Origin of the sequence: Corynebacterium belfantii (genome assembly GCF_041898185.1) — a bacterium.
GTDB classification, from domain to species: domain Bacteria; phylum Actinomycetota; class Actinomycetes; order Mycobacteriales; family Mycobacteriaceae; genus Corynebacterium; species Corynebacterium belfantii.
The window spans coordinates 1592400-1604723 of record NZ_CP157823.1 but is presented as its reverse complement, the minus strand read 5'-3'; the positions used below and the strand labels follow the sequence as shown (position 1 = coordinate 1604723).

11 protein-coding genes and 1 pseudogene are annotated in these 12324 nt (G+C 48.3%); 8 read left to right on the top strand and 4 right to left on the bottom strand.

Annotation, left to right across the window (positions count from 1 at the left end):
- Positions 1–144 precede the first annotated feature (144 nt).
- Positions 145–906 (bottom strand): polyphosphate--glucose phosphotransferase, encoded by a 762-nt coding sequence (ppgK, locus tag ABMV07_RS08020; RefSeq protein WP_088268073.1) that lies wholly within the window; start codon positions 904–906, stop codon positions 145–147.
- Positions 907–1302: 396 nt separating this feature from the next.
- Between ppgK and ABMV07_RS08015 the strand changes: the two genes are divergently transcribed.
- Both ABMV07_RS08015 and ABMV07_RS08010 read left to right on the top strand, forming a co-directional pair.
- On the top strand, positions 1303–1860 hold the full coding sequence (locus tag ABMV07_RS08015) for an inositol monophosphatase family protein (RefSeq protein WP_229254996.1): 558 nt from the start codon (positions 1303–1305) through the stop codon (positions 1858–1860).
- Positions 1861–2112: 252 nt separating this feature from the next.
- Positions 2113–2406 carry a DUF4193 domain-containing protein gene (locus ABMV07_RS08010; protein WP_088268074.1) on the top strand — a complete coding sequence of 98 codons (294 nt, stop codon included), beginning with the start codon at positions 2113–2115 and terminating at the stop codon, positions 2404–2406.
- A gap of 34 nt (positions 2407–2440) precedes the next feature.
- Here the strand turns inward: ABMV07_RS08010 and ABMV07_RS08005 are convergent, their stop codons facing one another.
- Positions 2441–2953, bottom strand: a complete 513-nt coding sequence (locus ABMV07_RS08005; RefSeq protein ID WP_088268075.1) for a DUF3093 domain-containing protein — start codon at positions 2951–2953, stop codon at positions 2441–2443.
- A gap of 142 nt (positions 2954–3095) precedes the next feature.
- On the opposite strand from ABMV07_RS08005, the gene dut reads away from it, so the two are divergent.
- The 4 genes from dut (at position 3096) to dxs (ending at position 8016) form a co-directional block, all read left to right on the top strand.
- Entirely contained in the window at positions 3096–3554 is a 459-nt protein-coding gene (gene dut / locus ABMV07_RS08000; protein WP_088268076.1) for a dUTP diphosphatase, read from the top strand.
- Positions 3555–3612: 58 nt separating this feature from the next.
- Positions 3613–4350 (top strand): DUF3710 domain-containing protein, encoded by a 738-nt coding sequence (locus ABMV07_RS07995; protein ID WP_088268077.1) that lies wholly within the window; start codon positions 3613–3615, stop codon positions 4348–4350.
- A gap of 298 nt (positions 4351–4648) precedes the next feature.
- The gene (locus tag ABMV07_RS07990; protein ID WP_088268078.1) at positions 4649–5911 is read left to right on the top strand and encodes a class I SAM-dependent RNA methyltransferase; all 1263 of its coding nucleotides are present in this window, start codon (positions 4649–4651) and stop codon (positions 5909–5911) included.
- A 203-nt stretch (positions 5912–6114) separates the two neighbouring features.
- On the top strand, positions 6115–8016 hold the full coding sequence (gene dxs, locus ABMV07_RS07985; protein WP_162841394.1) for a 1-deoxy-D-xylulose-5-phosphate synthase: 1902 nt from the start codon (positions 6115–6117) through the stop codon (positions 8014–8016).
- Between the two features lie 67 nt (positions 8017–8083).
- Here the strand turns inward: dxs and ABMV07_RS07980 are convergent, their stop codons facing one another.
- Together ABMV07_RS07980 and ABMV07_RS07975 are read right to left on the bottom strand one after the other, a co-directional pair.
- Positions 8084–9307, bottom strand: coding sequence for an HRDC domain-containing protein (locus ABMV07_RS07980; protein ID WP_197692134.1), 1224 nt, complete (start codon positions 9305–9307; stop codon positions 8084–8086).
- Positions 9308–9325: 18 nt separating this feature from the next.
- Positions 9326–9925 (bottom strand): DUF3000 domain-containing protein, encoded by a 600-nt coding sequence (locus ABMV07_RS07975; protein WP_088268081.1) that lies wholly within the window; start codon positions 9923–9925, stop codon positions 9326–9328.
- 224 nt (positions 9926–10149) lie between these two features.
- On the opposite strand from ABMV07_RS07975, the pseudogene ABMV07_RS07970 reads away from it, so the two are divergent.
- Both ABMV07_RS07970 and hemQ read left to right on the top strand, forming a co-directional pair.
- Positions 10150–11465, top strand: a pseudogene (locus ABMV07_RS07970) (ISL3 family transposase).
- Positions 11466–11606: 141 nt separating this feature from the next.
- Positions 11607–12311 (top strand): hydrogen peroxide-dependent heme synthase, encoded by a 705-nt coding sequence (hemQ, locus tag ABMV07_RS07965; RefSeq protein ID WP_088266295.1) that lies wholly within the window; start codon positions 11607–11609, stop codon positions 12309–12311.
- Positions 12312–12324 lie beyond the last annotated feature (13 nt).

Sequence of the window (12324 nt, the reverse complement as noted above, 5' to 3'; positions counted from 1 at the left end):
ACAAAACGCCATTATAAAACAAAATAGTAATTTTTGCCGTATTGAATGCTCCAGTTGCGGAATCAGGAGTGTTCGATACGGCTAATTTATGTAATGGCTGGTGAAAATCACATTGAATTCCAACCGTAATTTTGCCCTGAGTTACTAAGGGTGAAGATGCTGGGATGCTGCCATAGCAGCTCCTACGATTCCAGCGGTGTTTCTTAGCTGAGCTGGGACAACCTTGGTGTTAACGGTGAGGCGAGGTACCCACTTTTCAGCTTTACGGGAGATGCCACCACCGACGATAAAAGCTGATGGCCAAAAGAGCTGCTCATATTCGTTGAGTACCTTCGATACGCGCTTAGCCCACTTTTCGTATCCAATTTCATCGCGATCTTTGGCTGCAGACGATGCGAATTTTTCTGCTTCTTCGCCATCTACGAGCATGTGGCCCAGTTCAGTGTTAGGAAACAACGTACCGTTGACTAAGAATGCTGAACCTATACCTGTACCAAAAGTTAGAAGGATTACACTTCCTTCGCGTGCAATGGGATCGCCAAATTGGGCTTCTGCCAATCCCGCAGCGTCTGCGTCATTGAGAACCGAAACATCGATGTCGCCTAAGTGTCGAGCAAATAGCTCTTTTACGTCTACATCAATCCACGATAGGTCGATATTGGCGGCGGTGAGGGCTCGTTGTTCATGAATGACGGAAGGTAGAGTAATGCCGACAGGCCCTTCCCATTCGGCTTGATCGAGGATGCGTTTGATTGTTTCGGCGACTGCATCGGGGGTTGCAGGTTTAGGAGTAAGAATCTTGATACGATCTCCTACAAATTCTCCTGTGTCTAGATTCACGCGCGCTCCCTTGATACCAGAGCCGCCAACGTCGATACCAAATCCGATGTTTTCCATGCGGATCATTCTACTGAACTAGTAGTAGTTCTTTCTTACAAAGCGGTGTACAAATCGCCTTTGAGATCAGCAACATATTTTTGAACTCTGTGAGGCTATACATGAGGTACGCCAATCTTGGGTTGGAATTCCAATTTGCGAATTTTCTGGAGAGAAACACATGACTAAAACAGGCTTGAAAGAACATGTAGTGGAGCAACTCTCTGTGAGAGTGGATTCTTTACGTGAGTATGCAGAATTGGCGTGTCAGGCAGCAGTTCACATTAGGTGCACAATGAGAGAGCTTGGCGACGTCACCGCGGGAATGGAAACGAAATCGTCTGATGTAGATCCCGTAACGATCGTTGATAAGGCCGCTGAGCATTTATCGCTAGTGCTTTGTCGCACTTGCGACCAGATGATGGAATGTTAGGAGAAGAAGGCGCAGAATCTTCAGGCAGCACTGGAATAACCTGGATAGTTGATCCCATCGACGGGACCGTGAATTTTATCTATGGAATTCCGCAATACGCGGTTTCGCTGGCAGCGTGTATCGGTGAAAACATCGTGGCAGGTGCTGTGATTAATGTCGCGACTAGTGATCTTTACGTTGCAGCAAATGGTAGTGGAGCTTTCGTTTTGAGAGGCGATTCTGATGCGCTAAAAGCTATTGAGGTTTCAACGTGTTCAAATCTACAACGAGCCTTGATCGCTAGCGGATTTTCGTACTCTTCTCAGAGTCGAGAAGATCAAGCTAAGTTACTAGTTAGTCTTTTGCCCAGGGTGAGAGATATACGCAGATTCGGTAGTGTTGCTTTGGATCTTTGTGCCGTAGCTGAAGGGCGTGTTGATGGATATTATGAACATGGCCTTAATGCTTGGGATTTTGCGGCGGGTGCATTAATTGCTCAAGAAGCGGGTGCCAAAATAAGGCGGCCAGAGCTTAAATTGGCTTCTTCGGCGGGGGGCACTACTTTTGGCTAGTTCATCAACAATATTTCGTGAACTTGAGCTGCAATTTTATCCAGTTGACATGCGGAAATAAAAGGTTCTGCGAACGATTGCGTTTGCGGCTTTACTACCCCCACTGGCGACACATGGATCGTGGAGGTGACAATCTTAAAAAACTCACTTAATATGCGCCTCGAAGAAAGCCACAAAAGCGATCGAGCCAGCCCCCCTTGTAACAATGCTTTGATCGCTTTTCCTGACACTACGTATAAGGATGAGTGCCCCATGGCCACTGATTACGATGCACCTCGTCGTCGAGAAGAAGATGAGATGGAATCCGATTCTCTCGAAGGACTAAAAGCCGCGGAATCTAGCAAAAACGATATGGATGACGACGGAGAGATCGTCGAGCCTTTTGAGTTGCCTGCAGTTGATCTTAGTGGTGAAGAGCTCAATGTCACCGTGATTCCTCGTCAAGCAGATGAATTCACGTGCTCTGAGTGTTTCCTCGTGCAGCGTAATAATCGGATCGATCATGTAGAAGATGATGGGTCTGTTGTGTGTAAAGACTGTGCATAGAAAATGGAGCTGCATAAATGCAGCTCCATTTTTGTTATCGAGAGGGGTGTTGATGTGGCAAAAATGCGTGAAGTAGTGATTCGGGATCTTTGGAAGAAACGAGCCAATAGGGCGTAGGGTCGTCATCATCATTTAGGATCAGCATCACCATCTCAGGTACCCATTCATGTGAAACCACAAAAGCGCTGGGGTCTAGTTGACGCCCCATGGCATTTCTTTTTGCAGTTGCGGGGACCATCATCGATCGCGAAACTACTGAATCAGGAAGATTTGCATCGCCAGCAACCAACCAACGAGTACCATCTGGATCAACTTCGACTGCAATCCTGGTCTTGGAAAGCGATAACAATACCCACACTGCCACTGCAGTGAGAAGGATCGCAGGGGCATACAACCATAATACGGAACGGTTCATTGCAAGTTGCGCAGTAATTAGCGCTACAACGAATGCGCCGAGTAACCACCAGTGCCATGGAACCCATTGTTTTTCGGAATAAATAACCGATGTATCTGCAGTCGATCCAGCACTAGAATTTAGGGAAGTCACAACTCGATAGTCTACTTATGCTGGCAACAATAGCCAACGACACTTTCTGAACTTAGAAGCAACCTTTGTTATCTTGATAGTTCGTCATAACTCGTATCAGTTGAAGTTCAACTGCTCAAGCTGAAGGTGAGGAAGATACCGAATGGAAAACGACCACGAAAAGTCAAGCATGGTGGCAATTCAACGCTTAGACCCTGAACTTCCACTGCCGGTTCGCAAGCACCACGGCGACGCCGGAGCTGATTTATTTTCGGCTGAAAGTGTCACAATCGAACCGGGACATAGAGTTCTCGTGGGAACCGGAATAGCTATTGCGCTGCCGATAGGCACTGTTGGTCTTATTCACCCTCGTTCTGGGCGTGCTTTGAAGGAAGGCCTAAGCATCGTCAATACCCCAGGCACCATCGATGCTGATTATCGCGGAGAGATTAAAGTATGCCTGATTAATTTGGATCCCACTACTCCCATTCACATTGAGCGAGGGGAAAGGATTGCACAATTACTGGTGCAAAAGGTTGAGCTGGTCGGGTTCTGTGAAGTTGAAACATTGTCAGAAACTGAGCGCGGTATCAACGGCTACGGTTCTACTGGAGTTAACTGAGACTAGAATCTGTGGAGCAACACCAAAACTTCTTTCACAATCAACCAACGGAGTAATTATGTGGCCTTTTAAACGCCAAAATGGCGATTCTGATCATGAAGAAAGTAATCGGGAAGCAGCTGCTGTACAGCAGAGCGTGGATACACAAGAAAATCTAGCTCAAGCTACCGCAGATTCACCAGATCCAATTCACGATGCAATTTCAGGGGAAACTGGCCCTTTTGATGCTGATTCTGTGAATATTGAGGGTTTTGATTTCTCCGATTTTGCAGGCGGCATTCTCAACCTCGGGTCACTTCTTGTACCTTTGCCAAAGACATCAGAAGTTCAAGTGGAAATGGGGCCAGATGGACCCAAAATGCTTCATATTTTGACTCAATTTGGTCGTATCACCCCCGTAGCGTTTGCTGCCCCTAAGGCACCTGGCCAGTGGCGCTCCGCAATCCAAGAAATCGCTGAAGGAATGCGTGCTGACAATCTTGATGTCGATTTCCAACAAGGGCCGTGGGGACGCGAGATCGTAGGAACCTCCGATGACGGCAACGGCGTGATCCGAATTATTGGTGTTGATGGACCTCGATGGATGCTAAGAGTTACCTTGGCAGCTCCTTCGGAAAGCGCTGATCGTATGGCCGAATTGGGCCGAGAGGTTGTGTCACGTACATTTGTCCGCCGCGGAAATGAGCCAATTTTGGCAGGAAGTAGTCTTCCAGTAGCCTTGCCACAACCCTTGGCAGAACAGGTTCAACAGGAATTGATGCGGCGATCTGAACAGCAAGCAGCTCCGATTGAATAACAATTGATTTAGATATTGTTTGTGAATTACGTATCAGACGGAAAATGAACAATGGCATAACTGGGGATTTACTCTTCGCAGAGTTTACTTGCTAAATCTGGGTGGCTATTAGATCTCAGTAAGTTCTTAGCGGTCAATATGCCCTTTGGATACGAATAGACGCTCGCAAATTAGTTGAGATTTCTTACCCGAGTAGTTGCAAAAATGATGTATTTTATGGTGAAACGCGCCAATCAGGCGGTCAATGACTTCTTAGATTCGACGTCCACCGTTCCACCAGACGAAGAAAAAGAACGAAATGACAAAGGACAAGCAAGACATTGAACGCGGAAGCGTAATAGATGTTGAAATTCTTAATGCTGCACATGGCGGACTGGGAATTGCTAAATACGATGGACGAGTAATATTCGTGAAAGGTGCTTTCCCAGGGGATCGGCTGAGCGCAAATATCACCCATGTGAAAAAGAAGTTTGCTCGGGCTACCACCGGATCGATCGAAATGCCCTCCCCACTTCGAACGAAGCAACGATGCCTAGCTGCTGCGAATGGTGCTGGCTGCTGTGATTTTAGTGAATTGGATCCAGAAATTGAGGGCAGATACAAAGCTGATTTAGTTCTTGAACAACTGGAGAGGCTCGGAAAGATCGCGCAGCCTCCATCATGTGAAGTTGTATCATTTGGTTCTCCTACTCAGTGGCGTACTCGCATGCGTTTAGGCGTGGATACTCAGGGCAGAGCTGGGGGATTCGCTGGTCAGTCACATGATGTAGTTTCGGGAGTGCCATGTAGTCAAGGCGTAGTGGGGTTGCTTGATGGCATAGTAGGTTCGGAACAGAACGTACTGCATTTTACTCCAGGATCCCAAGTAGTGGTTGTTTGTGATGATCTCGGTCAGCGCACTGTCGTTGAGACTCAACCGGCGCCTCGCGGTAAACGTACCGAATCAATGGTAAAAGTCGTAGAAGGAACTGGCAAAGTTTCCCAAGTTGTTGATGGCGTTACATTTGAATTACCCGCAACTGGATTTTGGCAAGCTCACAAAGATGCGGCTCAAGCATATGCCGATACCATTCGGGAATGGTTTGGATCTCTAGTATTTCGGAATACAGATTCGTCATTCGTTGCGTGGGATCTCTATGGTGGATGTGGGTCTTTTGCCACTGCGATTTTATCGGCAGTTGACAATCGTGGTGTTGTCCATTGTGTGGAAAGTGCGCCGGCTGCAGTTTCGGCTGGAAAACGAGCTCTTTCTCAACTAGTGGAAGCTCAAAAAATAGTTTTCCACACGGCAACAGTTGAGCGCGCCATGAATAAACTCCCTGCCCCTACTGTAGTTGTGTTAGATCCGCCTCGAGTAGGGGCTGGTACTGAAACAGTACGAACAATTGCACAAGCGGGTCCGCAAGCTGTAATACACATTGGTTGTGATCCTGCAACGTTTGCTCGTGACATCGCCGAATGGAACCGGAATGGTTTTATTTTGGAAAAACTGCGTGTATTCGATGCCTTTCCCGGTACGCATCACTGCGAAACCATCGGTTTATTAACAAAGAAAAACTAATTAGATCAAAGGGACTTTGCTGTTAGAGTCTTGGCAGTGCGTTACGCAGAGTACACTTATTGTCAAGACTTTATTCGATGTCTTTGACTTCTATCGCATAGCAACGCGATAGAAGTCAAAGCTATTGGACATTCGCGCAGTTGAGTCTGTGCCTGATCTGTAAACCGCCAGTATTTTTTATGAAAGGGTGCAACTCAACGCGCATGAGCATTCTTGAACACATCTCGTCACCTGCCGATGTAAAAACTTTAAGCTACGAACAATTAGATACTTTAGCGAGTGAGATCCGCGAGTTTTTAGTGGAAAAGGTTTCGGCGACAGGAGGCCACTTAGGTCCGAACCTTGGGGTAGTCGAGCTGACACTTGCGATCCATCGTGTGTTTTCTTCACCCAGTGATCCCATCATTTTTGATACATCGCACCAGTCTTATGTTCATAAGATTTTGACAGGACGTGCAGATGCATTCGATACCCTTCGCCAAAAAGACGGTTTGTCTGGATATACTTCTCGCGCTGAAAGCAACCATGATTGGACTGCATCATCTCATGCGTCAGCTTCGTTATCGTATGCGGATGGATTAGCAAAGGCCTTCCAGCTAAAAGGCGAAAAAAACCGAAACGTGGTTGCAGTTGTCGGCGATGGTGCTCTAACTGGTGGTATGTGTTGGGAGGCCTTAAACAATATTGCAACTGGGACCGAGCGTAATGTTGTTATAGTAGTTAATGACAATGGGCGAAGCTACTCACCGACTATTGGCGGATTTGCAGATAATCTAGCGGCGCTTCGGATGAAACCAAGCTATGACCGCGTGATGGAACAGGGTAAAACTACTCTTAAATCTTTAGGATGGGTAGGCGAGCGGACATTTGAAGCTCTTCATGCTTTTAAAGAAGGCGTGAAGTCAAGTGTTATTCCTACAGAGATGTTCCCCGAGTTGGGCATGAAGTATATTGGTCCAGTTAATGGGCACAATACGAAAGCTGTAGAGGCCGCGTTACGCTATGGCCGAGAGCATAAGGGTCCTCTGATTGTTCATGTGGTGACAGAAAAGGGCAAAGGATATGCTCCTGCTGAAAATGACGTAGCTGAATTGATGCACTCAACGGGTGTTATCAATCCGAAGACCGGTGAACCAGTGGGCACTAAGAGCCCCGGATGGACTTCAGTTTTTAGCAAAGAGCTTGTAAAAGCTGGAGAGACACGCAAAGACATTGTTGCCATTACGGCTGCCATGGCTGGTCCGACAGGACTTTCTGCCTTCGGCGAGAAATTCCCTGATCGCTTGTTTGACGTTGGAATCGCTGAACAACATGCTATGACATCTGCTGCTGGTTTGGCTCTAGGCGGACTTCATCCAGTCGTTGCTATCTATTCGACATTCCTTAATAGAGCATTTGATCAATTACTAATGGATGTTGGTTTGCTCAATCTACCGGTTACCATCGTTTTGGATCGTGCCGGAGTTACTGGTTCCGATGGCGCAAGTCACAATGGTGTTTGGGATTTTGCAGTAGCTGGGATCGTACCAGGTATCCGAATTGCGGCACCGCGTGACGACGAGAATCTTAAGGAGCTGTTCGCTGAAGCACTCACTATTGACTCTCCGACTGTTGTGAGGTTCCCTAAGGGAGAGCTGCCGTCTCGACTGATTGCACAGCAGCGTTTCGACGATGGTGCGGAACTATTGCATTATTCCGATTCTGATCATGAGGATTCGACACCGAGCATTTTGGTCGTTGCCGTTGGTTCTCTCGTTCCATCTGTTATGGAAATCGTGTCCGACATTGAAGAGTCTGGTTGTAATGTGACTGTGGTTGATCCACGATGGGCAGTACCTGTTGCGCCATCAATCGTGGGATTAGCAGCAGATCATGATCTTGTTATAACAGCCGAAGATGGCATCATTCATGGCGGAGTGGGCGCGATGATTAATGAGGCGCTTAATGCCTCTGAAATAGATGTACCAGTTCGAAATTTAGCATTTCCTGAGATATTCCCTGAGCATCAAAGTAGGAATCAACTACTTGATGCTGTGGGGTTATCTCCTCGAGGTATAAAGACTCAAATTATCGAAGCTGCAGAATCTCTTTTCCTTTTAGACTAGGAATAGCTTCAGTAAGTGAGGGGCGGGCCTTGATCTTTTGGAATCTAGGCCCGCCCCTGTATTTTCTCTATGAGGCGTGCTCAATTTTATTGAGTGTATCGGTGATTACTGACGCACTGTTGTCGATTTGCCAAGGTCGTGCCTCTAATCTCATAAGGCATTCAATTACATCGTCTTGTGCGATCGGGCGTGGTACATCTCGTAGTTGCCAGCATAGTTCTTTAACCGAGTGCGGCTGCATGAGATTTTCTGCTGGAAGATTTAGAAGTAGCGCCTTTTCAACGATGGAATTTTTTACCTCTTCAAAGTCATCTAAAGATTCCGGATGAATCTTTTCCCAAACGTACTTTGATGGCAACTGATTCTCATCGAATTGTGATGTGTGTGGCCAAGTACGTGGATCGGATTCCAAAACATCGTTGATCGTCGGCATCCAACGAGCGATCCGCTTACGGTACTGTTTAGGAATCTCTGAGGCACGGAGAGCAGCTTGTGAATTGCGAGGTGGACGCTGTGCAACGGAAATCAGCACTTTGTCCGGTAACAAGCGAGATACGGATGTATCTTTCATACGAGCTTCATCGTCGCGTAACTCCCAGAGGGCTTCGGCAACGACTAGCTGCCGAGGTCGGGTAAGACGGCTGACACCCTTCATATCTTGCCAGCTACGCTGTGTGTCTAAGCCATGACTGCTTGTATTTATGAGATGCGCACATTCTTGTTTGTGCCATTCTAATTTTCCATGAGCTTCTAGGAGGAGTTTCATGGATTCTGCAAGTGGAATGAGCTTCTCGACGTCTAAGGCTGCATAAACGAGCCAACTGTGGGGAAGCGGGCGACGTGACCAGTCTTCGGCACCGTGTGCCTTTTTGAGGGTAACTTCCAAGCGCTCTTCGAGCATGGACGCTAAATTAACTCGCGGCAATCCAGCGAGTCTTCCTGCTAATTCAGTATCGAAAATTGTACTGGGGTAGAAACCTAACTCGGAAAGACAGGGTAGGTCTGTTGCCGCGGCATGGATAATCCACGGTTGATTGTTTATTACCTTGCCTAGTACAGATGTGACTAATCGTCGATTAGCTTCTGGGTCGATAAGTACTGTGCCGCTTCCTTCGCGACGAATCTGTAAGAGATAAGCGCGGTCATCATAACGATAAGCTCCAGCGCGCTCAGTATCAATTGCGAAAGGGCCAGTGCCCTGAGACAGTTGATAAGCTGCCTCGTAAATCGATCGGGAAGTTGCAGCGAGCGGGGGTAATCCCTCACTCGGTTGAGTGACTAAAAGTGCCATAGCAGTAAAAAGTTTAGGTTATCGGGAGATACTTGTCGTACCTTCGGGAGGCAATCCGGCTACATTTGCTAACACTTGAGCTAAAGCTGATACATGAGGTGCAAGATCAATTGCTGTTGCCGTCCAAGATGCGCGCATTTCAACTTGGTATGCCCGAGGAGGTCCACCAATTTCGCCAAAGCGAACTGATGCTGTAGCAGTTACAGTTCCCCCGAGATTTGTGTGATCAGCATGGGTTTTATCTAGAGCTTCTGTAAGCCATTGCCAGGTGACATCGGGCAGAAGTGGATCGTTTGCTACAGATGCATCCATATCGGCTTGAATGTAAGCAACTAATCGCATCGATCCGTCCCACGATTCGTCTGATGCCGAGTCATGAAGGAGGATAAGCCGACCGAAGGCGTCACCTTGCGAATCATCTGACAAAGTCCTGCTGACCTCCAGTCCCACTGCGTGGCTAAAAGGCGCTAGTCGTTGCGGTGGGCGAATCGTGCCTAAGGAGATCTCTGGTCGGAGCTGAGCCTTATGCATTGATTCCACGGCGTCCATAAAATCCTGAGGGATGGATTCGTGAGAGCTTTCTGAGGCAATAATGGGCATTGCTTGGTTTTCAGTCACATCGCACAACCTAATAAGGACAGCTTGGGTTTGGTCGGAGGCGCGCCGATTTTTAGCGGAACGTTGTTACTTCAGAGGAATAAACTGGCTCTTCCGGTTTTGGGGTGCGTAGCGGGATAAGATAGAAAACGACGGGTCCAGCGGGTCACCACAACATGTACGGGTCCCTAGTGTGAAGATGAAAGTTGCTACACGACCATCTAAACCCACCAGAGACCCGTACTGTGAAGCCTACTGGAAACCTCGTTGCTGACACCATCTGCCGTACCGCGGAAATCGGACTTGCTATCACCGGTGCCGCTGATGCCGGAGCGCTGACCATCATTGAGGCCACGCCCGTAGCCGTTATCGGCGTGTGCCCAGACTGCGGCCCATCTGGCAAGTTACGCGACCACATCACCCGTCGACTCGTTGATCTTCCTGTCGTCGGATTCCCCACCAGGCTGCACATAAAAGCCACCAGGTTTCGGTACGCAGCCGCCTCATGTAAGAGAAAGATCTTCCAAGAATCTTTAACCTGCGCTGATGACGGTGCCAAGCTCACGTATCGGGTCACCCGCTGGATCTTGCAGCGCCTTGCTATTGACCGGATGAGTGTGTCAGCTACCGCCAAAACACTCGGTGTGGGCTGGGACCTGGTCAACCAGGTCGCACTAGATGCTTGCCGTCAGCTTGTCTACGGCGATCCTTGTCACCTAGACGGGGTTCGCATTCTTGGGAGTCGATGAACATGTATGGAAACACACCAGAAAACCAGGCCAGGTATCACACCTGGTGACCATACTTGTTGACCTCACCCCGCTGGTGGACGGGCATGGGCCTGCACGTTTGTTAGACATGCGACCGGGCAGATCCGCCGATGTGCTCAGCGGGTGGCTTAAAGAGCGCGACCCCAGCTTCCGGGAGCAGATACAGGTGGTGACCATGGATGGGTTTACCGGTTATGCCACCGCAGTCGAGGAGCAACTACCACAAGCAAACAAAGTCATAGACCCCTTTCCATGTAGTGCATCTAGCAGCCGACAAACTCACCAGTTGCCGACAAAGACTCCAACGCGAGACCACCGGGTGTCGCGGACGCAAAGATGACCCACTGTACAAGCACCGGCGCACCCTGTTGACCAGGACGAACTATCTCACCCAGCGACAAAAGCAACGCTTAGAAATGTTGTGGGCCACCGATGACGACTACGTGGCCCTAGAAGTAACATGGCTGCTCTACCAAGACATGATCGCAGCGTACGCGCATCCGAAGAAATCAGAAGGCAAAAAGCTCATGGAACGCATCATCCACACCCTGCATAAAGGATTACCGAAAAGTTTAGAAAAGCTCGCCCAACTGGGACGCACCCTGTGGCGAAGACGCAAAGATGTGCTTGCCTACTTCGATATCGGTGCGTCCAACGGCCCTGTCGAGGCAATCAACGGCAGACTCGAACACCTACGCGGCATCGCCCTAGGATTTAAAAACCTCAACCACTACATCTTGCGGTGCCTAATCCACTCCGGACAGCTACAAGACAAAATCAACGCACTCTAAAACCGGAAGGGCCAATAAACTTTGACCAAGTTGTGGATCAAACTTAGGATGGGTAAGTGAATTGGTCAAAAGGCGAATTCGATCCAAAGTCGGTGTAGCTGTTGAGCACCGGAGTTCTAGGTTAAGACAGGCAGATTATACATGGCTGAGAAGCTCAATTTCGAAGAATTAAATAACATGCAGCGTTATTCGCAGTTTGCTGTTTTCCGTGCGGTTCCTGGCGCATTGGGGAGTGATCGTGCAGAAATCATTACTCAAGCCCAAAGTTTTTTTGACAGCCTAGAGACTGCTGGGAAAGTCGAAGTTCGAGGGATTTATGACCTAGCGGGTTGTCGTGCTGAAGCGGACTTCATGATTTGGTGGATTGCTGAAGAATTTGAAGAAATTCAAGCCGCTTTTGCTAGGTTCCGGAGAGAAACAGTGCTGGGGCAGGTTTCCGAAGTTGCTTGGTTGGGCAACTCTCTTCATCGGCCAGCAGAGTTTAATCGCTCACATCTTCCATCCTTTATCATGGGGGAGAAACCAGGGGGTTGGATTACGGTCTATCCATTCGTACGTTCTTATGATTGGTACATCATGGATCCGCAAAAACGTCGCAAAATTCTAGCTGAGCATGGGCAAGCTGCACGAGATTTCCCAGATGTTCGTGCGAACACCGTTCCAGCATTTGCGCTTGGTGACTATGAGTGGATGCTTGCATTCGAAGCACCACGGCTCGATCGGATTGTAGATCTCATGCATAAAATGCGTTATACGGAGGCTCGTCTTCATGTTCGTGAAGAAACCCCATTTTTTACGGGTCGTAGAGTGCCTGAGGTATCAGAACTTATCAATGTTTTGCCGTAGTACAAGATGGTAA